We start from the raw sequence: 23,990 nt of genomic DNA, 5'->3' as shown, positions 1-23,990 counted from the left end.
TTAATATTGTAGTGATAAAGTCCGAAGCTCTAAGACCTACTGTACTGTAGAGTTTGATATATTAAATATCTGATGTAATAGTGAGTGGCTTGGATTGGATTGAAAGTTAGACTTTAGATAAATTAACACTAGACCCTAATGATGCTGCTTCAAACCCTTAGTCACTATAGATCTTAATATCTATCCCTCTTTACATCTCGGTACATTATTTAAAACTATAATTATAAGGATACCTATCATGAGTAAAAATAACGATAGAAAAACCATTATTGATAATTCAGAAGATCTAAAAGACAAAATTACAGAATCTTTCGATGACTTTAAATTACGAGCAGAGCTGTTGGTGGCGAACCTAAAAGAAGGGGGCGATGATGGTTACGACCATTCTGTCAGCAGTGCAGGGCGTAAAGGGCTCAGGTCAGGTAAAGTTTCTGAATTGACGGTTATCGCACCGCTCAAAGAAGGCGGTGCCGAACGCTTAAAAACCATTCTAGAGATAGCAGATGGTAATTTAAAAGGGGCGACGCGTGTAGGCACACTTCATGACCTACGCTTTGTGTTCTTAGACAATGACACTAAGGTCTTGTTTTGCACCGCTTATGATGGCGACTGGGATGCTTATATCGATGATTTTGCCACCAAGATTCCAGAGTTAATGGACATTTTATTTGGTAATGTCGAAGGTTATCCCGGTATTAAAGACCCAAGTATCAAAGAATTTATCTTAGATCACCAAATTACGGCAGCGGCTTGGTATGTGGGGGTGCCGCATTTGACCGTTCAAGACATACGCCGTCACGAAAAGATTGTGAAAGGTATTAATAAAGCTTTAGATGAAGCGCAGTCTTAGGGGCTGTTTGATAATCATAAAACCATAACAAAAAAATAGGTTAACCCATGAGTAATGATACCTCAGAAGACAACAGGCATTCAGAATCAGGTTTAAAGGCCAAGCTAGATAAATTAAAAGACGAGTTTGGCAATCTAATCGAAGATACCACGCTTCAGACTTGGCTTGAGACGATTAAAAAAGAAGCGGCAGATGACATTGAAATGCTGTCTCGTAAAGCACGAGGTGTGTTTAATCCCAATCGTGTCAGCATGGAGCTCAATGATATTCAATCTATTATATTGCGTGATAGACCGACGCCATACTACGGCACACTAGTCGCTCTCAAGATAAATGATGCCCAAACGGGCCGCAAAATACTAGCTGATGTTTTACCCAATGTGAGTAATTCTGAAGGTTGGCACAAAGACATGGATGCCACGCTTTCTATTGTCATAACCTATGAGGGATTAAAAGCCTTAGGCGTGCCACAAGCCTCATTAGACACTTTCCCTGAATCCTTTAAAGTAGGTATGGCAGGTCGTGCCGATAGGCTAAAAGATATGGGCGTCAATGCACCAGAGCACTGGCAAGCTCCTTTTGGTGACAAAGGGGCTATCCATATTTGCGCTGCGGTTATTGCTGATTCTAAAGATAAATGGCAAGCCAAACTTCAAGAGTTAAAGCAAGACATCAACGCACATATCGATGAAAATAATCCCAGTAATGGCAAGTTAGAGATTTTATTGCAGCATGACTTTGGCACCAACGATGCGGTCAAAAACGTCTTTGGCTATCGTGACGGCATAAGCAACCCTGAAGTCAACGGTAGTGGCATACAGACCCCGCCTAGCCTGATGCAAGAAGGCATTGCACCGGGAGAGTTTGTCTTAGGATATAAGGGGGAAGCTGAGACAGTTGCTCCCATGCCGCAGCCTGAAGTATTGGGTAAAAATGGCTCCTTTATGGTATTGCGTGCCTACAATAGTCATGTGGCCGCCTTTAACAAATACCTTAAAGAAAATACAGACAACATCGAGGAAGCTGAGCTATTGGGCGCTAAAATGTGGGGACGTTGGCGTTCTGGAGCACCTCTAGCGCTATCACCCGAGCACGATGATGAGGACTTAGGCGACGACCCTGACCGCAACAATGACTTTGGTTACAAAGACGATCCTTACGGTAAAAAATGTCCTTTTGGCGCCCATATTAGACGTATGAACCCACGAGACAGCAAAGACTTTATCTTATCTGACGTGCGCATCCACCGAATTATTAGGCGTAGTGTCGGTTTTGGTGATGTGCTACCACCCGATGTGACCGAGGATGATGGCAAACAGCGCGGATTGTTCTTTATCGGTATCAATGCCCATGCGATGGAAACGGTAGAGTTTTTACAGTCTCAATGGATTAACGATGGTAACTTTATGAGCTTAGGCGATGAGCGAGACCCTGTCTTGGGCTTGCACGAAGGTGATAAAGGCAATGCCGCAGATACCTTCACTGTACCTGCTGACCCTATTCGCAAGCGTTATCACGGTATAGAAACTTTTAACACGCTTTACGGCGGCGAGTATTTATTTATACCTAGCTTATCGGCGCTTAAGTGGATCAGCGAATTGAGTGATTAAAAGGCTTAACGCATAAATATAAAATCAATAACTAATTACAATAACTAATTAACTAGGTGAACCCCATGTTAAACACAGTCAAAAAATTATTTAAAACCAAATATGTCCCTTATGACCCTAAATATATTGAGCTTACTGAAAAAGATGAGCAGAATATCGAAAAAATCACCTCTGACATCAAAAAATATATTGCCAGAAGTGATGAAGCGAGCGGTGTGGCCTATCATACCCGTGATGCTCATGCCAAAGGCTACTGCGCTTTAAAAGCAGAGTTTGAAATTTTGGATAATCTGCCTAAAGAATACGCCCAAGGTCTGTATGCCAAACCAGGGGTACATGAAGCGGTTATTCGTTATTCTAACGGCTCTTCTCGTGTTGCAGCGGATAGAAAGCTAGGTCTGGCACAAGGTTTAGCAATCAAAGTATTTGATGTATCGGGCAAAAAACTGGCGCCCGGGGAAGAGGACAGTAGTAACTTTGATTTTAACCTAATTAATAATCCTGTTTTCTTCTGTAATCGAATCGAAGATTATACCTATATCTCTAAGCTGTTTTTGGAGTTACCAAAATATGCCGATCAAGGTGCTAAGGGCAAGGCGAAATTAGCCTTCAACTGGTTGACTAATTATGGGACACAGCTGCCGACTAAAGAATCGTTTAAAACGTTTAAAGCATTAGGGTCTTTTATGGCAATTGAGCCGAAAAATACTTTGTTATACGATTTTCATTCTCAAGGCGTGGTGCGTCATGGCGATTATGTTGCCAAGATAAGAGTCAAGCCGACTCAGGCATCTTTAGATCATGTCAAACGTCGTGATTTAGATGTCGAGTCTAAGCAAGAAGCGATACGTCCGCTGATACTTGATGAAATACGCGAACACGATCAGGTTTATGAGGTTCAAATTCAACTGGCTCGCAACAGTAAAAAGCAACCTGTTGAAGAGATCACTACCGAATGGAAAGAAGAGGATGCGCCTTTTGTTACTGTGGCTCGTTTGACAATACCTAAGCAAGACGTACCAGACGATGGAAACTTCGAGATCATGGAGAACCTCTCGTTCACGCCGTTTAGATGTTTGGAAGAAAATCGACCAATTGGTAATCTGCAACAATCACGTCTTAAAGCGTATGAAATCGCCTCAAAAACACGCCACGCATTGAATAGTGTCGAACGCCGTGAGCCGAAAAACTTAAAAGAGACGTTTGACAAAAATTTCTTTTAGACCAATATCTATTTCCATTTGGACGATGATAAAACCAACCTGCGATAAAAAATCGGTCTGAAATTTCAGACCGATTTTTTTGTACTGGATTTAGTGGGGGCGTAATTTAGGGTAACAGCGATACAAATGCTTGATGTTTACTAGAACGAAGCAGGTTTGCCGAAGTATGAACTATAGGATTGAAAAATGAAGTCATCAGTAGAATTAGCGATAAATTGTACTGACAAAACAACTGATCAATAACCAATCATCTCAAGTTATCTTAATTCAAATAACCTCCGGAATTAATTACGGTTAAGTTAAACCCCTTCCGCTAATAATGACTGCTCATATTTGTAGAAGGTTTACCCTTTTGTTACTCTGTGCATACTATTTAGTATTACTACAGAAACATAATTTAAAAATAACTTAAAATTAATTATAAATATAAGGGTAAAGATGAATGAAGTTAAGGTTGGGCGACTGGGCCCGTTTCCGCGCGTTAGTAAACCTGTATTTATAGCCTCTAGTCTATTTATCGTCTGCTTTATCATATTTGGTGCTCTATTTACCGAGCAAGCTTTTATAGTCTTTGATAGTGCGCAGGCTTTTATTACCGATAAGTTTGGTTGGTTTTTTATTTTCTTAGTAAATGCCACGGTATTATTTTGTTTATATATACCCTTTAGTAAATATGGCGATATACGTCTTGGGCATCAAACCGAACAACCACAATATAGCTTGTTCTCTTGGGTGGGCATGCTGTTCTCTGCAGGTTTAGGTATCGGTCTTATTTATTACGGTACTGCCGAGCCACTTTATCACTTTATGGCACCCCCTATGGGTGAAGCAGAAACGATAGAGGCTGCCAAGCAAGCTATGAATATTACCTTTTTGCATTTTGGCTTGCATGGTTGGGCGCTTTATTGTTTTGTAGGTTTGGCATTGGCTTATTTTCATTATAGACACGGCTTACCTTTCTCCATTCGCTCAACTTTATATCCGATTTTAGGTGAAAAAATCTATGGGTTCTGGGGGCATGTGGTCGATACGCTAGCCGTATTCGGTACCATGTTTGGTGTGGTGACCTCGCTTGGCTTAGGCGCACAGCAAATCAACTCCGGACTAGAGTTGTTATTTGATATACCTAATAGTATGGCAGTTCAATTCGGAATTATTGCGCTGATTACCATGTTTGCTACTATTTCAGTCATGCTAGGCTTAAATAAAGGGATTAAACGTTTAAGTGATATAAACATTGTCATAGCGGTATTATTACTGCTGTTTATGATCGTATTCGGACCCACACTATTTATATTTGACAGCTTTATTGAAAATACAGGCAATTATATAACCAACTTTATACCGTTAGGGTTTTGGACAGAATCATGGAGCAAAACAGATTGGCAAGGGTCGTGGACAATATTTTATTGGGCATGGTGGGTAAGTTGGGCTCCTTTTGTGGGGGTATTTGTTGCCCGCGTGAGTCGTGGACGTACTCTGCGTGAGTTCACCTTAGGTATTATGTTTATTCCTTTAGTTATTTTATTTTTATGGTTTACCGCTTTTGGTGGTGTTGCCATTAATATGGAACTGATGGGTAACCCTGGGTTTATAGAGGCAGTAAACAACGATTTTGGTAGTGTAGTATTTAAGTTTCTTGAAGGCTACCCAATGGCGCAACCTTTAACCATGGTGGTAATATTAATGATTATACTATGGTTTGTGACCTCGTCAGACTCCGCTAGCTTTGTGATTGATATGCTTACCGCCGGCGGCGATACTAATCCACCTAAAATCCAACGCTTGTTTTGGGCAATATCAGAAGGGCTTATCGCTGCCATATTATTAAGTGCAGGCGGGCTAGCGGCACTGCAGGCTGCCGCTATTGTTGCCGGTTTCCCATTTGCCATAGTTATTGTTGTGATGATGTATGCCCTAATAAAGGGATTAAGACGAGACAGATTAATCTTATATCGTACCGAGCAAAGCTATACCACGGCTGAATCTGTAGAGCGACATTCTGCCAATGAGTTTACTGATGAACACTTATTAAAAGGACCGCCTGAGATTGCTAGTGGTGATTAAGCGATGAAAAGCACCTTTTGGCTAAATAAATAATTTGTTTAATAAAAAACCGGTCTAACATGTTGGACCGGTTTTATCGTATTCTTAATCTTTAAAAAGTTTACCTACCATTCAATAGGCTTGCCTGCCCAATCAACAAAGCAGCCCGTATCCTCTGCGGTTAATTGGCTTAATACTATCAGTAAATTATCGGCACACTGTTCAGGCTTAAACAGTTTATCTTTAGCCACATTGGCCTGGAAAGGTTTGGATAAAGGGGTATCTACTGTACCCGGCTGCATCACTGCCACACAGACATTTTTTAGCGACCGTTGCCATTCGATAGCAAGTGTTTTCATCCCCATATTTAACGCTGCTTTACTCATGCGGTAGCTGTACCATCCGCCTAATTTATTGTCGCTAATACTACCGACTCGTGCTGAAATAGTGGCATAAATAGCAGGCTCTATTTCGTTCGGTTTGCCCGCTTTTAACCTTGCTTGTAATAACGGCTTTATATACTTAGCAATCAATAAGCTGGGTAGGGCATTGACTTTCATATTGTCGATAAAGAAGTCTGGATCAAGTTGCCTGACTGCTTTTTCGGGTTGATGACTGCCGTTGTGTAGCAGTCCAACCGCATTGATGACCCAGTCGATATGATCAACGTGTTCGCTAATTTGCTCGATGGTTTGTTTTATACTCGGCTCAGAAGTCACATCCATCGCCAACCAGACAACTTTAGTCTTAGTGTCAGTATTTTTGGTAGCGGTAGCTTTAGTGCCAGGCTCTTTGACGTCAGGATCTTCATTATTAGGGTGGTTTACGATGGGTCGACGACGATGATAAGTAGCAAATATTTGCTCGACTTTATTATCCTCAAGCATCCGTTCAAGCAACGCTTTACCTATACCACTGGTACCACCGATGAGTAATACTTTTTTATTAGGTTTCATGGGACTCCATATAGGTGGCTTTATCTAAATACTAGTGTGCTATCTGTTTTAAATAGTTACAAAGGAAAGAGATACATTGTTGAATAGTTATTTATTATATGTTTAGATTGAATGAATAGTTTTTAGGTTTAAAATCTATAATTTCATTAAAAAGGAACTAATAATGAGTCAACATGAAAAACTAAATTATGTTGAGTTTGGCTCAACAGACTTATCCGCAACCAAAGCTTTCTTTAATGCCGTCTTTGGTTGGACATTTACCGACTATGGTGACCAATATATAGCGTTTGAAAATCAGGGTTTAGACGGCGGTTTTTACCAGTCGGATAAAGTAAGTACCATCATAAATGGGGGCGCTTTGCTTATCTTTTATAGTGACAGCTTGGCAACGACTTACGATAAGGTGGTGCATAATGGTGGTACCATCGTTCAAGATACCTTTGAATTTCCTGGCGGCTATCGCTTTCACTTTACTGAACCAAGTGGCAATGAATTTTCGGTTTGGTCTAAGACAAATAGCTAACCAAGGCAACAGCTAGTCAAAAACTAAGGCCCTTAAGTAACTAGCTTGACTAGGGTCTATGCTGGCTCAACCTGTCCGTCATGAATAGTAATAACCTGATCAGCATGCTCAGTTAACGCAGGGTCGTGAGTAACAACCACTAAGGCCGTACCAGACTGCTGCTGTAGCTCAAGCAATAAGTTCATGACTTGCTGCGCATTTTGCTCATCCAAATTACCAGTGGGTTCATCAGCAAAGATGATTTTAGGACGAGCCACCAATGCCCGAGCCAGTGCGGTGCGCTGTTGTTCACCACCAGAGAGTTGATGCGGTAGGCTATCACGGCGATGGGTTAAGCCAACAGCCACTAACAGTTGTTCAACTCTATCTGGGTCAGGCTGACGAGCAATATCCAACGGGAAAGCGATATTCTCAGCCACAGTCAACGTCGGCAACAGATGAAACGACTGAAACACAAAGCCCATATCCTGCTGACGCTTTTGGGCCAGCTCATCTTCAGACAGTTGGGTTAAATTCTGACCATCGAGCCATACTTCACCGCTATCCGGATAGTCGAGACCTGCCAATAGGCCCAGTAACGTAGATTTACCGGACCCCGATTTGCCCATTATTACCGCAAACTCACCGGCATTAATGGTGACATTAATGCCTTTGATAATATCGGTTTTGGTGTCGCCAATCATTACGCTTTTGCTGAGATTTTTGGCTCGTAATAGAGCTGATGAGTCAGCTAGGTTATGTGTCATTTGCAAAGTTTCTTCTAGTTATGTTGGAGATGATTTCTAATATCATCCCTACTATTATTGCGTGTCGTCTTTAGTGGCCATCTTAATAGGTTATTGCCAGCTATCTGGTTTTAAAAGCTTAAGGTAAAAGCTTAGACTCACTGCTTATGGCCTTATGGCTTCGGTTCATGGTCATAAGTCTGACCTTGTCTAAAAGGCTGTTTATTAATCTCACTAATCTCTTGCTGTAATTGTCTGTGTCTAAGCTTTAAATCTTCTGACATTTTTTGAGGTAATTCGTTTAGTTTCTTAAGTTTAAAGGCCATGTAAAGACTAAAGATACCCGTGGTGATAAATGCCAACCCTGTCCAAATAACGATGGTCATACCTGCAAAAGCGGGATTCCAAATCATTATAATAGAGAAGATTAGGCCAATAACACTCAGTGCCATTAACGCACCCCAATCGCCAATCCCATAATCTTTTAAGTCTAAAGAGAAACTAAGGGCACTGATAGAGCGGAATAAAATTAAGAAGCCGACATAGAAGGTTAAAGTGGCCATCGATACCGCGGGGTTGGACAGTAATAGCCCACCGATGACAGTCGTCAAAATACCAAAGGCCAGCACCCAGCCCCAGTTGTCCATTTCATTTCTATTGGTCAAAGAGAAGACTATCTCTGAGATACCAGAGAATAAGAAAGACAAACTAAAAAGGATAGAGAGCGCTACGTAGGAGGTGGCTGGAGAAGCAAAGGTGTAAATACCGACCACAATAAATATAGAACCGACAATAGCGGGGATATACCAATGTTTAATGGTGTCATTAAAGGTTTTGAATATACTTTTTCTCATAATAGGCCTCTTATTGTTGTTTTAAATCAGTTGTATATTTTTTTTCTCTGCACACGACAAAAAAATCATCCCCACCGGATTTTCATAGGTTTAGGGGTTAAAAAGCTAACTAACTGTCGAAAGACAGTCTTATCATTGTTAAAAAACACCAAACGAAGACCTTCAATCAATAAATCCAGACCAAGCGCAAACAAACTGGCTTGAGGTCGAGCGTTTGACTTCAACTTGCGTTTTAACGGCTTATCTTTGTCTTTATAAATACCGACATGATAAGCCCAACAAAATGCTAAGGCGTTCACTGCGACTAATTTACTGACCCGATCAAGATGGGTTAAGTGGGTATCTTCAAGATTAAAGCCACTCCCCTTTAGACAAGCAAATAAAGTCTCAATTTCCCAACGCTTGCCATAGCTTATCATCGCATCCACTGTTTCTAGTTGATTGGTTGCCACAATCACTAAACCGTAGTCTTTATCACGCTTGGCAAATACTCGAACCAAACAACCATCGACAGTCAGTATTCGCCCATGTCGATATGTTTCTTGATGGCCAACATGGCGAAATAACTCTTTAATCTGTACCAACTTGCCATGATGATTCTTAACTTTACTGTTCTTCTTAATCCGTATGGCAAAGGGTATGTGATTATTGGTGAGCCAGTTAAACCATTTTTCGCCAACAAACTCTCTGTCTGCTACTATCATCTCAAGGTTATCTTTGCCAAATTGTTTGATAAACCGCTCAATAAGTTCACAGCGTTCAAGATGGTTTGTATTACCTCGCTTATCTAGCATTTGCCAGTATAAGGGGATGGCTATCCCTTTATATACCACCCCTAGCATAAAGATGTTGAGGTTACTTTTACCCCATTTCCAGTTGGTGCGGTCAATGGTTAAGGTGACTTTGCCTAGCCCAAACAGTCGATATATCATTAAAGCTAATTGATCATAGTCTATCCTCGCTTCGGCAAAAAATCGCTGTAGTCTGCGATAGTGACTGTCGGTCTTGCCACCCTTAGGAATGTGTCTTGCTATTTTTTTTAAGATTACTGCTTTGAGCAGTAATCAGGGCTATTATCATTAAGCTCAAACATGTGATTCTTGCCTTGTTCATACTCAGGTTTTGGGTTAAAGTTTCACTAAGTCTGTTAAAGTTTGGCATGGTCTGATTCGTCTTAAAAATTACTATTATGCCTTTGCTTTAACAGACTTTTTTGTTTTTTTTGTCGTGTGCAGAGATTTTTTTTATAAAATCGAGTCATTGTTTTATTTATAAATATAGAATAATAAATACAGCTTTATAGCTATAGGACTATCTAAATAGTTATAGGACTATTTAAAAGGTTATGTAAAAAACCATTTAAGTAGGTGTCTAAAAATTAATAGTCCTGCTTTAACCAAGCTCACGACTGTTTGGGTTTGTTTTATTTATTAGCTATTTATTTTGAGATGCCGTTTCATGTTGCTTAACGAAGTCGTCAATAGCAGGGGTTAATACTGGCAAAATATTATTATTAACGATACGGGTGTAACCTTCTTTAGTAGGGTGGATGGCATCCGCTTGGTTCAAACTTCTATCACCGCCCACACCTTCTAAAAAGAACGGAATAAATGCCACTCCGGTGTCTTTTGCTATTTTGGGATAAATGGCAGAGAAGGATTTGACATAATCATCGCCTAAGTTGTCATAAATCTGCATACCGCCCAACACCACCACGCTACCTTCATCTTGTAGACGTTTAATCGTGGTGCGAATGTTTTTATCGATGGTCGGCACTTCAATACCGCGCATGGCATCATTGGCACCCGTGGTTAAGATAGTAATATCTGGCTTGGTTTTTAACACCCAGTCCAGACGATTAACTAGCCCACTACTCGTTTCCCCGCTCAAGCCCGAGTTAATGACTTTGGCATTGACGTAGCCCGCTTGTTTTAAAGCTGCTTCTAACTGGGCTGGATAAGCCTCGTTTTCAGCCACACCAAGACCTTCGGTAAGCGAATCACCGAGGGCTAAAATGGTAATGGGCTGTTCAATAACTTGCTGTGCAGATACTGTCGCGGGTGTCGAAGCTGAGGCATCTGTCTTAGTCGCCGTAGGAGCAGACTGAGCGGTAGTAGAAAGGCTGCTTTCGCTCGCTGCCTCATTGCTAGCAGCATTCTTATCGGTGCTTGAATTGGTACTAGGCTGACAACCCATCAGCGCCAGACTAGTTAATAAAGTCAGTGCTAAAGGTTTTAGGATAGGACGAGAGATTAGGGAGGGGTAGGACATAGAGACAACCATGCTGGTGATATATTACGTAATTTATACCCCTATGTTAGCAAGGTTGCCTGAGCTTTACTGTTCCAGATTGGTTATATATACGTTATGAATTACAACTTAAAAATCCCAATATACAACTATTAAATGTGTAGATCTTAAATCAGCGTTACTCTTCAAATAGCTTTAATTTTTAAATACTTCTAATCCTCAAAAACCAAAGCCGTTAAAACATGATCCTGCCACTGCCCATTAATCTTAAGATAAGATTTGGCATAGCCCTCTTTTTCAAAGTCAAGCTTATGCAGTAAGGCAGCACTGCGTTCATTATGGGGTAAGTGATTGGCCATAATACGATGTAAACCATAATGCTGCCTCACATAGTTTAGTGAGGCTTGCAGTACTTCGGCCATCATGCCTTGACCTTCAAAGTTCTTGTCTATTGAAAAACCCACATAGCCTGCCTGAAATACCCCATACATAAACCCGGAGAAGTTTATACTACCGATAACTTGGGGTGAGTCTTTTGGGGTAAATAGCAGGTACAAACCACGTTTTAAGATAAAATCATTGTCCATGATTTCCATCTGCTCTTTGATATTAGCCAGCTCGTAATACTCAGGACGACGCAGTGGCTCAAGAGGCGCTAATCTTTGTTTATTGGCGATTAAATAATCTTGATAAGGCTGAGCCAAACCTTTATCCACGAAGTACACATCGGCTCTTGTGGTCCTAAAAGCGATAGGTCGCTTCATGCCAGCTGTTTTTAGCACTGGCATTTTTTAACACTATTGTTTTTTAGCATTGTCTGTTAGCCTGGTTATTTTTGAGTATTGTCATAAAGCTCGCGAACCACTTCGCCAATGACTTTAATACCGGCCTCTAAGGTCTCATCACTGGCAGCAATACTCATGCGAATACATTGAAAGGCATGCGGATAGTCAGTGGTATCGAGACCTGGATAGAAGTGTTCACTAGGCACAATCAAAGTTGCTTTTTGTTTTAAGCGCTCATACAGCTCAGTGGTGGTAATCGGTAAGTCTTTGAACCACACCCATAGGAAAATAGCCCCTTCTGGTTTATGGATAAGTACCGGATAGTCGCCCATTTCTGCTTTGATATGGCCGATAGCAAGTTTGGCTTTGTTGGCATAAAACGGCTGAATGGTGTCATCACAAAGCTGCTTTAAACTATCATCATTCAGCAGTGGAGTGGCAATAGCGGCCCCAAAACGTGTTGGCGCAAGGTTGACCACCGCATTCATGGCGCTGACCGTCTTCACCACCTCGGGTGCAGCGATAATAATACCGGTACGCGCCCCAGGTAAGCCGATTTTCGACAGACTAAAGCAAAGAATGGTATTGTCGTCCCAGTTTAGATTGACGTCGGGATAAATAATATTGGGGAAAGGCTCACCATAGGCATTGTCGATAATTAGCGGTACATCGTACTGTTTGGCAATTTGAGCCAAATGCGCCATTTCTTCATCGGTCAACACGTTGCCAGTCGGGTTGGTCGGACGTGAACAGCAAATCGCACCTATCTCACCATTTTTAAGGGCAGGCAAGTTCTCTAAAGCTTTAAAGTCTACTTTGTATTTAAAAAAGCCCTCTTCTCCGTCATGAGTGACTTCTTCGATTTCAGGCTTAATAGAGATAAAGTGTTTGCCGTCAATTTGTACGTCACTGTAGCCAATATATTCTGGGGCCAACGGTAATAAAATCGATTTAGTGCTGACCTGACCATTTTCGTCTTCGAATTTACCGCCAAATAAATTGAACAAGTAGAAGAAGGCGTTTTGTGAGCCATTGGTCAAAACAATATTGTCTGTCGTTAAATCCCAATCATAATGGCGGTTAAAGAAGGCGACCAAGGCTTCGATAAATTTGGCATCGCCTTGAGGGTTTGAGTAGTTGCCTACCGATTCGATAGCACCGCCCTCAATACCGCCTTCTTGTAGCGATTGATATACCTCAAAATAGGCTTGGTTCACTTTATCAATGCGGGCTGGATTGCCACCGCCCAACATGTTAACGGGAGTAGGGCTTTGCAGGGCATCGCCTAAGTCGTCCATTAATTGAGAGATTGCGCTGGTTTGGGTGAACTGTTGACCGTATTTCGAAAACTTCATAGAGGTACCATTTAAATTATTTTGTTGGTTAGAAATCTGTTAAAAAATTAGTTTTAATAAATAGAGCTTAAATACAGACTAAGAATAGTGCCTCACTAAGAATAGTGTCTAAGCAGGCTTGCCGTCAATCATTATAGGACGACTGGCGAGCCAAGCAATAATGACGTTGATCAGAGTAAGTATTAATATAAATAATAAGGGCCCATCCCAGCTATTGGTTTGTTCGTACAGCCAGCCTGCCCCAAAAGGACCTGCAAAAGCAACCAAATAGGCGATGGTCTGTGCCATACCTGACAACTTACTGGCTTGGTTTGGAGTATAGGTACGCAGTGAAAACAGCATGATGCATAAGGTAAATATAACCGCACAGCCTAAGCCCATGATAGAGGTCCACAGCCACGCTAAGTCAGGTGACAGATAAGCAATACCGATCAAACCTATGACGTTCAGTAAAGTAGAGCCAATGGCCACAATTTGTATTTTCATACCCCGGCGAATCAGCCAGGTCATACCGATGATGGCAATAGGCGCCATAAACTGGAAAATAGAGCCCATGCTACCGGCTTCTACCTCGGTCAATCCTTTGCTAATCCATATCGAGGGCAAAAAGGCGGCTACGGTATAAAATAGCAAAGACTGCAAACCCATAAAGATCGCCAACTGCCACGCTAAGGCCGACTTCCAGATAGAAGTAGATTCTTGGGTCACCTCATCTGCTGTCAAATCAGCAGTAGGTACTTTGTGCGAAGAGCCAAGCTTAACACGCAATACAATCCAAGCGATTAGAGCGGCAATGCCCAATATCGCCCAGCCGCCTAACGCCCATTGCCAGCCTACCTGTTCGGTTAACGGATAGACCACCCCAGAGATGACCCCAGACATCACTGACATGGTTAAGCTAAATAGGCCAGTTACCAAAGCGATATTATCAGGAGTACGCTGCTTAATCACGGGAGCAACTAAAGTATTGGCAAAGCCGATGGCAAGCGATAATAAAATTGTGCCGATTAAGAACCCATGCCAACTCACCCAAGTCGAGCGCATAATAATGCCGGCAGTCAGTACCATTACTACCCCGATTAAGGTGTTTTCTAAGCCATAGCGTTTGCCGATACTCGGAGATATTAAAGCGCCTAACGCAAACATCAGCATTGGAATAGCACCGAGCCAACCAATATGCGTGGCATTCAGGTTTAAGGCGTCTTGTACTACTGGAGCGATAGAGCCTAACGCCACAATAGGCGAGCGCATATTACTAGCCATCAGTAATATGGCAATAACCACCAACCAAAAGACAGCGCGTGGTGTTTGTGCCGAAGGTGTAGAGCTTGAGGCAGCAGAGGGGGGAGTAGGGTTAGACATATCGAAGCACTTACTAATAACAAAAGGGTGGAAGTTAAGTTGCATAAAAAAACCACCGCCTAAGCGATGGTTTTACTATAACAGAAATACTCTACTCAGCCTAAGTAGCCAAAGGTAACTGTGCTAGATATTTAATTTAATAGTTAAATATCAATGACTTACTGCACTAAAATCTGGCTTAAATTATCGACAGATTGAGGCTATTTGCAGACTAAACTGCAGATTTACCGAGTTCAGAGGCTTTTTTGGCATTGAGCTTGGTGTCTTCATTGATTTTGTCACACTTGTTGGGATCGTCACCACAAAACTGGCAGGTTTCGTCACCCATTAGATTGGCCACACGACCACATGAGCCACGTAATGGTTCTTTTTTAACCATGTATCCGATACCCATCATTAAAAAGAATAGGACGAATACGGCAAAAGTAATACCGAAAATGGGAAGCAGTTGCTCGAGCATAATACCCTCACTTAGTTGAGAAGCGGGTGCTTGAGACGATAAGGTTAACTTTCTGTGACCTTCAGCACAAGCTGTCGCTGTTATTTATTCATTGGTATCTATTATAACATATTCAGGCTAACTCGACGTTTGTTGGCAGTATCAATGCTGTAACCGTCACCGTTTAACCCCAGTTTTGAACTCTATTTAAAGCCTAGCAGTAAAGACTTCTAAATGCTTATTTAGTATGACCTGCTCGCAATGCTTTCATAGCTGGGGTTTCAACGATTTCCCAATACGCTAGAGGATCCGCTTTGTTGTCGGCCAACTCACGGACAGAAGGCACTTCATCATGAATTTTACCATCTTTAGGGATGACAAATAATACCGCTAGATTTTTATCCGTGGCAGTGGCCAAAGCTTTTTGGTAAGTCATTGCGGTTAAAGCCGTGGCCCAAGCGTCAGCCAAAGATACGGTATCGGCCGCAACCGTGACCGAAGGTGCGCCGCCCGCAATAGGTTGACCGGTAGTGGGGTCAATAGTATGGCTATAACGGCGACCGTTAAAAATGACAGAGTTTCGGTAGTTACCCGAGGTGGCTAAATGCATCTTATTCGATGAGTTTGGCTGACGTATGGCTGCCAATGTGAGGCGCTCGCTGACCGTACTGTCGATGATCGGCGCATCGATGGCTATCTGCCAAGGTTTTGCACTCTGATTGACCCCAGAAGTCGCCACTTCACCGCCAATCTCGACCATATAATTATTAATTTTATAGTCTTTGTGCAGTACTTCAGCGATGACATCTACCCCATAACCTTTAGCGATGGCAGAAAAATCTAACTGAACTTTTTCTTTGTCTTTAGAGACCGTATTGCCCGAAAGCTTAATACCTTCAAAGTCTAAAAGTGATTTAGTTGCCTCTATCTCATCTGCGCTAGGTGGATTCTGTAATCTATCCGCGGTCATGACACTGCCGAAGCCCCATAAGTTAACCAAAGGCATAACAGTCGGGTCAAAAGCACCACCAGATTGGGTATAAACTTGCTTGGAGTCTTGCAATACTTTAATAAAATCAGGCTCGACGGTGATAGATTCACCCGCACCCAGACGGTTAAATTTAGAGATGGTTGAGTCTTTTATGTAGGTCGACATGCTTGCATTGATCTCAAGTAAGCGTTTATCAATCGCCTGCTTAATCTCCTGCTCATCGACTCCCTTCGGATTTTGAAAGGTGATGTGATAGCTGGTGCCCATGGTTTCGCCACTAATATAATCATAGGTCGGCGACTGCTGACATCCGCTGCTCAGCAATGACCCGGATAAAATTATGCCACCTATCAATAAGGAAGCGTACTTTTTAGGGGCAGTGGTTCCAATAGAGTGACCAACCTGATTAGAATGATAAGACTGATTAGCAGGACGAGAGGAAGATAAGCGTTTCATAGGCGTCGTTTTATAATAAAAGAAGGAAGGGCTGATATAGGAGGTGACCTATATCAGGAGTAGGGGCACTATTTTACCGCTATTGCGAAGGCTTGTGGACCGCTTTGCTATTTTACTTTTACTTTACGAATAATTTTATAAAGGTGGGCGGGTGAGAGACGGTTGATAAAAGTCGCTAGTTTTTCTTTTTGACCGGCCACGATAATATACTCTTCTCCCGCCACTAAAGCTTGGACCACTTGTTTGGCAAACGCCTCAGCACTGAGTCCTTTTCCAGTGGCCTCATCCATAGTGCCTTGGGTAGTGCCGTCACCCACCAAGGCATTGATAGAGACATTGGTATTAACGAAACCAGGAAAAATGGTCGCCACTTCAATATTTTTATTGCTTAATTCAGCACGCAAGCTGTTGGCCCACATGTGGATGGCAGCTTTTGCTGCGCCATACGCCCCGCGGTATTGAGTGCCCAAAAGTCCTGCCACACTAGACACCATAACAATCTTACCACCGCCTTGGGCAATCATCTCCGGCAGTACCAAACGCGACAATCGGGTTTGAGAGAAGTAGTTAATTTCCATAAGTTGACGTTCTACTTGCTCACTGGTGTCCATAATCAAAGAGCGTTGACTGACACCAGCATTGTTAATCAGCCAGTCTATTTTTAAGTCATTATCTGTCAAATATGTTTTTACCTGGCGATAAGCTTGAATAGTTTGCTCATCATCTAAGATATCAAAAGCAACAGTAAAGTGCTTGTGACTGTCGTTACATTTTTGCTTTACCGCTTCTAATTTTTCTGAATTTCTACCACTGAGGATTAAGGTAGCACCGTGCTTTGCAAACTCTATGGCCAATGCTTCACCAAGTCCACTGGAGGCACCAGTAATCCAAAGGGTTAAGGTATCGAGGTTTATGGTCTGAGAACGTACGGCTTTATTTTTAACTGAATAGGTCATAAGAATCCTTTCTTAAGAAGTCATTACCTTGACGGGGTTGCGAGTTGCATAATAGATAGCTCTTTAAAGATTCGCTAGTTATAGAGCAAATAGTAGAGTAGGGTTAGAGTAGCATTTTAGCGTTATATTCGCCCATAAAAAAAGAGCCTCAATAGAGACTCTTTTATTTTAGGTAAAAACAATACTAGGGTGTAGATTAAAATTCAACGACTGTTAAATCAGGGTCAAATGAGACCTTAACCACCGAAATCATCAAGTAAGATGTTTTCGTCTTCGACGCCTAGGTTGTGCAGCATATCAATAACCGCTGCGTTCATAACCGGTGGCCCACACATGTAGTATTCACAGTCTTCTGGGTTTGGATGGTCTTTGAGATACTCTTCATACAATACGTTATGAATGAACCCAGTATAACCTTCCCAGTTGTCTTCTGGCTGTGGATCAGATAATGCCACGTGCCATTCGAAGTTATCGAATTGCTCTTGTAGCATGTCATAATCTTCAACGTAGAACATTTCACGTACTGAACGCGCACCATACCAGAAAGTAATTTTGCGGTCAGAATGTAAACGTTTAAGTTGGTCGAAGATATGTGAACGCATTGGCGCCATACCCGCACCACCACCGATAAATACCATTTCCGCCTTGGTGTCTTTTGCGAAGAATTCACCGTAAGGACCTGATACTGTAATTTTATCGCCTGGTTTTAAGCTAAATACGTAAGAAGACATCTTACCTGGTGGAATCCCTTTAGGGCCACGAGGCGGAGGACTTGCGATACGGATGTTAAACTTAATAATACCTTTTTCATCAGGGTAGTTGGCCATTGAGTAAGCACGAATAACTTCTTCGTCTACTTTTGACACATAGTCAAACATACCAAACTGTTCCCAGTCACCACGATACTCTTCGGCAATATCGAAGTCTTTATAGTGTACTTCATGCGGTGGCGCTTCTAGCTGAACATAACCACCGGCACGGAAATTCACTTCTTCGCCTTCAGGAATCTTTAACACTAATTCTTTAATGAAAGTGGCCACGTTTTCGTTAGAGATAACTTCACATTCCCACTTCTGTACATCAAAGAACTCAGGGTCAACTTCGATTTTCATGTCTTGCTTAACCGCTACCTGACAGGCTAGGCGCATGTTGTCGCGAATTTCACCTTGAGTGAAGTGACCTTCTTCGGTAGGTAGAATAGAACCACCGCCTTCGAGCACTTTACAACGGCACTGGCCACAAGTACCACCACCGCCACAAGCAGAAGATAAAAAGATACCTTCGCTTGCTAAGGTTTGTAGTAGTTTGCCACCAGCAGGGGTTACCACATCATTGTCAGGATCATCATTAATATGAATGGTGACATCCCCTGAGCTGACCAATCGTGAGCGGGCAATCAAAATGATCGCCACTAAGCTCATGATAATCAGGGTAAACATGGCGACGCCGCCAATGGCGGTACCAAATAACTCCATGATTTTTGTCCTTATTTAAATATTCAAATCGCTTGTTATCTATTAATTGGGCTAGGTAAGTCGATTAAATTGACATACCACCGAATGACATAAATCCAAGCGACATCAATCCGACAGTAATAAAGGTAATACCTAAACCGCGTAGTGGGGCAGGCACGTCCGAGTATTTTAACTTCTCACGAATACCTGCTAATAGGGTAATAGCCACTGCCCAACCAAGGCCTGCACCGACACCATATGTTAGCGACTCAGTGAAGTTGTAGTCACGTTCAACCATAAATAATACACCACCCATGATGGCACAGTTTACAGTGATTAGTGGTAAGAACACCCCAAGTGCGTTGTATAACGAAGGCACGAACTTATCTAAGAACATCTCTAGAATTTGAACGGTTGCTGCAATCAAAGCAATGTAGCTCAGCAGACCTAAGAAACTTAAATCCACATCTGGGAAACCAGCCCAAGCCAGTGCCCCATCTTTTAAGATGAACTGGAACAATAGGTTGTTTAGCGGCACAGTGATAGTCATTACTACCACTACCGCCACACCCAGACCAATCGCTGTAGATACTTTCTTAGAAACGGCTAAGAAAGTACACATGCCTAAGAAGTAGGCAAGTGCCATGTTTTCAATGAAAACAGACGTGATAAATAGACTAAGATAATGTCCCATTAGTGTCCTCCTCCATGAGCCATACCTTTAGACTGAGGCTTGATAACAAACTCAGGCTCTTCCACTTGTTCTGGCTTCCAAGTACGGACAATGGTAATAAATAGAGCAATAATAAAGAACGCTGATGGTGGCAATAGTAATAAACCATTCGGTACATACCAGCCGCCATTGGTCACTGGATTTAATAGGGTAATACCTAAAATACTACCGTTACCCAATAGCTCACGAATGGTTGCTACGAATAACAGTACCGCAGAGTAACCTAAGCCGTTACCAATACCGTCTAAGAAGCTAGGTACTGGTGGGTTACTCATCGCAAATGCTTCAGCACGACCCATAACGATACAGTTAGTGATAATTAGACCAACGAATACCGATAGAGACTTACTGACATCATAAGCCACTGCTTTTAAGATCTGATCCACCACGATTACCAAAGAGGCGATTACCGTCATTTGCACGATAATACGAATACTAGAGGGAATACGGTTGCGGATAATGGAGATAAAAAAGCTTGAGAATGCGGTTACTAAGGTTAAAGCAATACACATTACTAAAGCGTTTTTGACACTGGTCGTTACTGCAAGCGCCGAACAAATACCCAAGATTTGTAGTGCAATCGGGTTGTTGTCAAAAATCGGCGTGGTCAAGATTTTTTTAGTATCTGTTGACATATTATGCCTCCTCGCCCGTCGTGGTTTCAGCGTTAGGTTTAGCTGCGCTATCTGGCTTGCCACCACGTAAATTATCTAAGAATGGCTTGTATCCACGATCGCCAAGCCAGAACTGGATAAGGTTTTTCACACCCGCACTGGTCAAGGTGGCACCACTAATGCCATCTACCCAGTTTTCACGGCTTTGACCTGCTTTGGTTACCCCAGTGGCCACTTCGCCTTTGTCATCATAGGCATGAATACCTTGCCATTTTGCACGCCACTCTGGTTCTTCAATACGTGCGCCAAGACCCGGTGTTTCTTTGTGATCGTACCAACTAATACCTTTAATGGTATTTAGATCGCTCTCAAGCGTCAAGAAGCCGTAAATTGTACCCCAAAGACCGTAGCCTCTTACAGGAAGGACCACTAGCTCAGGTTTACCATTGGCATCATTTTTAACATAAATTTTGGCAAATTTAGGAACCGCACCAATACTGGCAGGGTCATCATTACCTAGGTCAATACTTAACGCTTTGTTTTTAGACGCTTGGTTATCGTCGTAGTTATTGACATCTGTAATGCCTACTTTAGCTAAGTCCGCTTCAGTCGCATACTCACCTTTTTCAAGGTCTACCATTTTAACTTCGAAGTCCGCAAAGCGCTTTTCTACATCTGCGTTGGTGTCTTTAGCAGGGTCAAATAAGCCTGCAGCCACCAAGATGTTTTTGTTACGGTCCAGCAGTTGGTTTTCAACTTGAGCTGGTTTTAAGCCTACTGCAACGGCGGATACCATTACGGAACACACCAAACATAAGACCAGTGCCACCATAATAGTGGTCACATTTGAGTTTGAACTTTTCTTAGTCTGCTGGGACATGACGCATCCTCCGAGCCGTTTGACGTTTGATGTTTGCTTGAGTGACAAAGTAGTCGAATAGAGGGGCAAACAAGTTAGCAAATAAGATCGCTAGCATAATACCCTCTGGGAAAGCTGGATTAATGACGCGAATCAATACAGTCATAAAACCAATCAAAATACCATAAGCCCAACGGCCCTTATTAGTATGAGCAGCAGACACAGGATCCGTCGCCATAAATACCGCACCAAAGGCAAAACCGCCCAATACTAAGTGCCAGTACCAAGGTAGGTTCATCATCAAGTTTTCGGTAGAACCGATGGCATTAAATACCATTGACGTAGCAACCAAACCAACGACACAGCCTGCGATAATGCGCCAAGAAGCGATGCGGGTCCAGATCAATACAATCATACCTAGCAAAATAGCTAAAGTTGATACTTCACCGATACTTCCTTGCATATTACCTAAGAAAGCATCCATCCAAGTAATGGCATTGCCATACGCATCGACGAATTTATCTGGGGTAATACCAATGGCCGCTAGACCTAATGGGGTGGCACCTGAGAAACCGTCAACCGCAGTCCATACAGTATCCCCTGACATATAAGCAGGGTAAGCAAAGTATAAGAAAGCACGACCTGATAGGGCAGGGTTCAAGAAGTTTTTACCGGTACCACCAAATACTTCTTTAGCCACCACAACACCAAAGCTAATGCCTAGTGCCACTTGCCATAAAGGAATGTCTGGCGGTAAGCATAGGGCGAAAAGCACCGAGGTCACGAAGAAACCTTCGTTGACTTCATGGCCACGCACTACTGCGAAAATAATTTCCCAAAGGATACCGACAGCGAAAGTGACGATATAGATAGGTAAGAACTGCATGGCGCCATAAACGAAGGCGGCCCAAATACTATTGGGATCATACCCTGCCATATTGGTAATAACCGTACGCCAACCTTCCGCTTCTAACCCCATTTGAGCCATAGCGGTAAGGGCTTGATGGCCCACGTTGTACATACCCCAGAACATAGCAGGGAACGTGCATAACCACACCATAATCATGATGCGTTTTAAATCGATACCATCACGTACGTGTGCGGCTGAATGGGTAGTGCTACTAGGCTGACGTAAGAAAGTATCAAACATCTCAAACACAGCGTAGTATTTTTCGTATTTGCCGCCTTTGGTAAAGCTAGGCTCTAAGCGGTCAAACATGTTATGTAAAAATTTCATCAGCGTTAGCCCTCCTGCTCGATGCGAGTTAAGTTATCACGCAAGATGTCGCCAAACTCGTATTTACCTGGTGAAACGAAAGTACATAGAGCCAAGTCTTCTTCATCAAGCTCTAAGGCACCGAGATCTACTGCTGAGATAATATCTTCAACAATTAGGGCACGTAGTAACTGGGTTGGCAAATAGTCTTGTGGCATGACTTCCTCAAAGACACCGATAGGCACCATGGCACGAGGAGAGCCATTTGTGGTCGTGGTAAAGTTGTATTTTTTACCTTTAAAAAACTGCGAAATATAGATGGGCAGTTTTGAAAAACGGTTAGCACCTGGACTAAAGAAGTGCAGCGTTGGACGCTCATAGCCTTCTTTTAAGACGCTTACTTGATTGTGGAAACGGCCTAAATAAGCAGTCGTTGCAATGGTTTTGCGACCAGACAATACAGAACCGGTAATAACACGGTTATCACCTGTATCTAATTGACCTTGGGTCAATTCGGTTAGGTCTGCACCACGCTCAGTCACTACCAAGTGTGGGTTTTTAACGCTCGGACCTGCCAAGCTAACCAAACGGCGTGTGAATAGTCGGCCAGTGGTAAATAGCTTACCAATCGCAATCACATCTTGGAAACCAATGGTCCAAACCGTCACTTGACGGCTGACAGGGTGTAAGAAGTGAATGTGAGTACCGGCATTACCTGCAGGGTGTTTGCCTGCAAAAGCATGGTATTCAGTGCTATTGCCCGCTGCCGTGTTGGCCACTTTTGGTAGGTTTGCGTTGCCGTGATGACAAACGTAAGTTTTTGGTGATAAGGTAGACAGCACCGCAAGTCCGTCGTTAAAGGCCTGCTGCTCTTGTTGAATCAGCAACATAGGGTCATAGGCCAATGGATTGGTATCCATGGCGGTGACGAAGATGGCCTGTGGACGTGAACCCACTTCTGGCGTACGGCTATAAGGACGAGTACGGAAAGCGGTCCATTCACCAGATTTGATTAATTGCGCTTCAACAGCTTCAGCATCAAGTCCAGCTAACTCGTTAGAGGCATATTGCTTGAACGTTACCTCATCGGCTGAGTTGGCATTGGGATCGACCTCAATAACCATACTCTCGAATACTCGGCGTTCACCACGGTTAATGGCGATTACTTTGCCGGAGGCAGGTGCGGTATAAATCACCCCAACGCGTTTTTTATCTTCAAAAACGGGTTGACCTTTAGTGACTATATCACCTTCTTTAACGTTCATTGTAGGTTTCATGCCGACATAGTCGTAGCCCACCAGTGCAACGTGCTTTGGAGAATGCTGGGTGATTTCACTGCTGGGTGCGCCAGCAATGGGCAAATCAAGCCCCTTTTTGATGGTAATCATAAGCGAACTTATTCCATAAGCGAAGAAATGCCAGACGTCCTGTCGGTAGTGAACAAGTCACGAACGGTATAGTGACCGAGAGAGAATCTTGCTGGGATAAGAGAGTGTAGCAACAGTACGACAAAACACGCACCTCAGACTAATTACTCATAAAAACTTAGGATAAATCAGAATGAGCAGTAAGACCTGTGCTAATCTCTTAACATAGAAGACAGTGGCGACTGGCTACCAAAATACATATACAATATAACCTAGGATTATACGTTAAATTACCCTAAAATTGCCAGTATGTTTGCGAATTTAAGCCATTTTAGTATACAAATGTAACTCAAAATTTTTATTTGT

General features: G+C 42.6%; 22 protein-coding genes. 5 read left to right on the top strand and 17 right to left on the bottom strand.

The genetic code is table 11. The features are described 5' to 3' along the window. Window positions 1–238: 238 nt before the first annotated feature. The 4 genes from LK453_RS03770 (at window position 239) to LK453_RS03755 (ending at window position 5,750) form a co-directional block, all read left to right on the top strand. Window positions 239–850 (top strand): hypothetical protein, encoded by a 612-nt coding sequence (locus LK453_RS03770; protein ID WP_007394655.1) that lies wholly within the window; start codon window positions 239–241, stop codon window positions 848–850. A gap of 47 nt (window positions 851–897) precedes the next feature. Next, on the top strand, window positions 898–2,460 hold the full coding sequence (locus tag LK453_RS03765; RefSeq protein ID WP_007394654.1) for a Dyp-type peroxidase: 1,563 nt from the start codon (window positions 898–900) through the stop codon (window positions 2,458–2,460). A gap of 65 nt (window positions 2,461–2,525) precedes the next feature. Then, on the top strand, window positions 2,526–3,683 hold the full coding sequence (locus LK453_RS03760; protein WP_201537589.1) for a catalase family protein: 1,158 nt from the start codon (window positions 2,526–2,528) through the stop codon (window positions 3,681–3,683). Between the two features lie 438 nt (window positions 3,684–4,121). Next, on the top strand, window positions 4,122–5,750 hold the full coding sequence (locus tag LK453_RS03755) for a BCCT family transporter (protein ID WP_201537587.1): 1,629 nt from the start codon (window positions 4,122–4,124) through the stop codon (window positions 5,748–5,750). Between the two features lie 104 nt (window positions 5,751–5,854). Here LK453_RS03755 and LK453_RS03750 read toward each other — a convergent pair whose 3' ends face one another. Continuing rightward, the gene (locus LK453_RS03750; protein ID WP_007394650.1) at window positions 5,855–6,685 is read right to left on the bottom strand and encodes an SDR family NAD(P)-dependent oxidoreductase; all 831 of its coding nucleotides are present in this window, start codon (window positions 6,683–6,685) and stop codon (window positions 5,855–5,857) included. A gap of 163 nt (window positions 6,686–6,848) precedes the next feature. Here LK453_RS03750 and LK453_RS03745 point away from each other — a divergent pair, with 163 nt between their 5' ends. Continuing rightward, the gene (locus LK453_RS03745; protein WP_201537585.1) at window positions 6,849–7,208 is read left to right on the top strand and encodes a VOC family protein; all 360 of its coding nucleotides are present in this window, start codon (window positions 6,849–6,851) and stop codon (window positions 7,206–7,208) included. Between the two features lie 56 nt (window positions 7,209–7,264). Here LK453_RS03745 and LK453_RS03740 read toward each other — a convergent pair whose 3' ends face one another. From LK453_RS03740 to LK453_RS03665, 16 genes are all read right to left on the bottom strand, one after another. Further along, window positions 7,265–7,954, bottom strand: coding sequence for an ABC transporter ATP-binding protein (locus LK453_RS03740; protein ID WP_007394648.1), 690 nt, complete (start codon window positions 7,952–7,954; stop codon window positions 7,265–7,267). A gap of 152 nt (window positions 7,955–8,106) precedes the next feature. Further along, window positions 8,107–8,787: an HdeD family acid-resistance protein gene (locus tag LK453_RS03735; RefSeq protein ID WP_007394647.1), complete on the bottom strand. Its 681-nt coding sequence runs from the start codon at window positions 8,785–8,787 to the stop codon at window positions 8,107–8,109. Window positions 8,788–8,852: 65 nt separating this feature from the next. Beyond that, window positions 8,853–9,821 carry an IS4 family transposase gene (locus LK453_RS03730; RefSeq protein WP_227945213.1) on the bottom strand — a complete coding sequence of 323 codons (969 nt, stop codon included), beginning with the start codon at window positions 9,819–9,821 and terminating at the stop codon, window positions 8,853–8,855. Window positions 9,822–10,221: 400 nt separating this feature from the next. Then, window positions 10,222–11,058 (bottom strand): arylesterase, encoded by an 837-nt coding sequence (locus LK453_RS03725; RefSeq protein WP_007394646.1) that lies wholly within the window; start codon window positions 11,056–11,058, stop codon window positions 10,222–10,224. Between the two features lie 191 nt (window positions 11,059–11,249). Further along, entirely contained in the window at window positions 11,250–11,825 is a 576-nt protein-coding gene (locus LK453_RS03720; protein WP_201537090.1) for a GNAT family N-acetyltransferase, read from the bottom strand. 41 nt (window positions 11,826–11,866) lie between these two features. Further along, window positions 11,867–13,177, bottom strand: a complete 1,311-nt coding sequence (locus tag LK453_RS03715; RefSeq protein ID WP_007394644.1) for a valine--pyruvate transaminase — start codon at window positions 13,175–13,177, stop codon at window positions 11,867–11,869. A 108-nt stretch (window positions 13,178–13,285) separates the two neighbouring features. Next, the gene (locus LK453_RS03710) at window positions 13,286–14,539 is read right to left on the bottom strand and encodes an MFS transporter (RefSeq protein ID WP_044298264.1); all 1,254 of its coding nucleotides are present in this window, start codon (window positions 14,537–14,539) and stop codon (window positions 13,286–13,288) included. Between the two features lie 211 nt (window positions 14,540–14,750). After that, window positions 14,751–14,999 (bottom strand): (Na+)-NQR maturation NqrM, encoded by a 249-nt coding sequence (gene nqrM / locus LK453_RS03705; protein WP_007394642.1) that lies wholly within the window; start codon window positions 14,997–14,999, stop codon window positions 14,751–14,753. A gap of 217 nt (window positions 15,000–15,216) precedes the next feature. Beyond that, window positions 15,217–16,425, bottom strand: a complete 1,209-nt coding sequence (locus tag LK453_RS03700) for an FAD:protein FMN transferase (protein ID WP_201537093.1) — start codon at window positions 16,423–16,425, stop codon at window positions 15,217–15,219. A 107-nt stretch (window positions 16,426–16,532) separates the two neighbouring features. Next, a complete protein-coding gene (locus tag LK453_RS03695; protein WP_201537096.1) occupies window positions 16,533–17,381 on the bottom strand; it encodes an SDR family NAD(P)-dependent oxidoreductase in 849 nt (282 codons plus the stop codon). Window positions 17,382–17,617: 236 nt separating this feature from the next. Continuing rightward, entirely contained in the window at window positions 17,618–18,856 is a 1,239-nt protein-coding gene (gene nqrF / locus LK453_RS03690) for an NADH:ubiquinone reductase (Na(+)-transporting) subunit F (protein WP_201537099.1), read from the bottom strand. A gap of 64 nt (window positions 18,857–18,920) precedes the next feature. Next, entirely contained in the window at window positions 18,921–19,529 is a 609-nt protein-coding gene (gene nqrE / locus LK453_RS03685; RefSeq protein ID WP_007394637.1) for an NADH:ubiquinone reductase (Na(+)-transporting) subunit E, read from the bottom strand. Continuing rightward, window positions 19,529–20,203, bottom strand: coding sequence for an NADH:ubiquinone reductase (Na(+)-transporting) subunit D (locus LK453_RS03680; protein ID WP_007394636.1), 675 nt, complete (start codon window positions 20,201–20,203; stop codon window positions 19,529–19,531). Before LK453_RS03680 ends, nqrE begins: the two co-directional genes overlap by 1 nt. Before the next feature lies 1 nt (window position 20,204). Continuing rightward, window positions 20,205–21,062, bottom strand: a complete 858-nt coding sequence (locus LK453_RS03675) for a Na(+)-translocating NADH-quinone reductase subunit C (RefSeq protein ID WP_201537102.1) — start codon at window positions 21,060–21,062, stop codon at window positions 20,205–20,207. Further along, window positions 21,046–22,278: an NADH:ubiquinone reductase (Na(+)-transporting) subunit B gene (locus LK453_RS03670; RefSeq protein WP_201526284.1), complete on the bottom strand. Its 1,233-nt coding sequence runs from the start codon at window positions 22,276–22,278 to the stop codon at window positions 21,046–21,048. The genes LK453_RS03675 and LK453_RS03670 overlap by 17 nt, the downstream gene beginning before the upstream one ends. A gap of 5 nt (window positions 22,279–22,283) precedes the next feature. Further along, on the bottom strand, window positions 22,284–23,645 hold the full coding sequence (locus LK453_RS03665; RefSeq protein WP_007394633.1) for a Na(+)-translocating NADH-quinone reductase subunit A: 1,362 nt from the start codon (window positions 23,643–23,645) through the stop codon (window positions 22,284–22,286). Window positions 23,646–23,990 lie beyond the last annotated feature (345 nt).

Origin of the sequence: Psychrobacter sanguinis, assembly GCF_020736705.1 — a bacterium.
GTDB classification, from domain to species: Bacteria; Pseudomonadota; Gammaproteobacteria; order Pseudomonadales; family Moraxellaceae; genus Psychrobacter; species Psychrobacter sanguinis.
This window is presented reverse-complemented; position numbering and strand designations above follow the sequence as displayed.

What these genes read in the sequence shown, in the direction of transcription:
- LK453_RS03665 (WP_007394633.1), bottom strand. Translation starts at nt 23,645, where the DNA reads ATGATTACCATCAAAAAGGGGCTTGATTTGCCCATTGCTGGCGCACCC.
- LK453_RS03710 (WP_044298264.1), bottom strand. Translation starts at nt 14,539, where the DNA reads ATGTCTAACCCTACTCCCCCCTCTGCTGCCTCAAGCTCTACACCTTCG.
- LK453_RS03715 (WP_007394644.1), bottom strand. Translation starts at nt 13,177, where the DNA reads ATGAAGTTTTCGAAATACGGTCAACAGTTCACCCAAACCAGCGCAATC.
- LK453_RS03745 (WP_201537585.1), top strand. Translation starts at nt 6,849, where the DNA reads ATGAGTCAACATGAAAAACTAAATTATGTTGAGTTTGGCTCAACAGAC.
- LK453_RS03735 (WP_007394647.1), bottom strand. Translation starts at nt 8,787, where the DNA reads ATGAGAAAAAGTATATTCAAAACCTTTAATGACACCATTAAACATTGG.
- nqrF (WP_201537099.1), bottom strand. Translation starts at nt 18,856, where the DNA reads ATGGAGTTATTTGGTACCGCCATTGGCGGCGTCGCCATGTTTACCCTG.
- LK453_RS03760 (WP_201537589.1), top strand. Translation starts at nt 2,526, where the DNA reads ATGTTAAACACAGTCAAAAAATTATTTAAAACCAAATATGTCCCTTAT.
- nqrM (WP_007394642.1), bottom strand. Translation starts at nt 14,999, where the DNA reads ATGCTCGAGCAACTGCTTCCCATTTTCGGTATTACTTTTGCCGTATTC.
- LK453_RS03770 (WP_007394655.1), top strand. Translation starts at nt 239, where the DNA reads ATGAGTAAAAATAACGATAGAAAAACCATTATTGATAATTCAGAAGAT.
- LK453_RS03750 (WP_007394650.1), bottom strand. Translation starts at nt 6,685, where the DNA reads ATGAAACCTAATAAAAAAGTATTACTCATCGGTGGTACCAGTGGTATA.
- LK453_RS03670 (WP_201526284.1), bottom strand. Translation starts at nt 22,278, where the DNA reads ATGAAATTTTTACATAACATGTTTGACCGCTTAGAGCCTAGCTTTACC.
- LK453_RS03695 (WP_201537096.1), bottom strand. Translation starts at nt 17,381, where the DNA reads ATGACCTATTCAGTTAAAAATAAAGCCGTACGTTCTCAGACCATAAAC.
- LK453_RS03720 (WP_201537090.1), bottom strand. Translation starts at nt 11,825, where the DNA reads ATGCCAGTGCTAAAAACAGCTGGCATGAAGCGACCTATCGCTTTTAGG.
- LK453_RS03680 (WP_007394636.1), bottom strand. Translation starts at nt 20,203, where the DNA reads ATGTCAACAGATACTAAAAAAATCTTGACCACGCCGATTTTTGACAAC.
- nqrE (WP_007394637.1), bottom strand. Translation starts at nt 19,529, where the DNA reads ATGGGACATTATCTTAGTCTATTTATCACGTCTGTTTTCATTGAAAAC.
- LK453_RS03740 (WP_007394648.1), bottom strand. Translation starts at nt 7,954, where the DNA reads ATGACACATAACCTAGCTGACTCATCAGCTCTATTACGAGCCAAAAAT.
- LK453_RS03700 (WP_201537093.1), bottom strand. Translation starts at nt 16,425, where the DNA reads ATGAAACGCTTATCTTCCTCTCGTCCTGCTAATCAGTCTTATCATTCT.
- LK453_RS03755 (WP_201537587.1), top strand. Translation starts at nt 4,122, where the DNA reads ATGAATGAAGTTAAGGTTGGGCGACTGGGCCCGTTTCCGCGCGTTAGT.
- LK453_RS03675 (WP_201537102.1), bottom strand. Translation starts at nt 21,062, where the DNA reads ATGTCCCAGCAGACTAAGAAAAGTTCAAACTCAAATGTGACCACTATT.
- LK453_RS03725 (WP_007394646.1), bottom strand. Translation starts at nt 11,058, where the DNA reads ATGTCCTACCCCTCCCTAATCTCTCGTCCTATCCTAAAACCTTTAGCA.
- LK453_RS03765 (WP_007394654.1), top strand. Translation starts at nt 898, where the DNA reads ATGAGTAATGATACCTCAGAAGACAACAGGCATTCAGAATCAGGTTTA.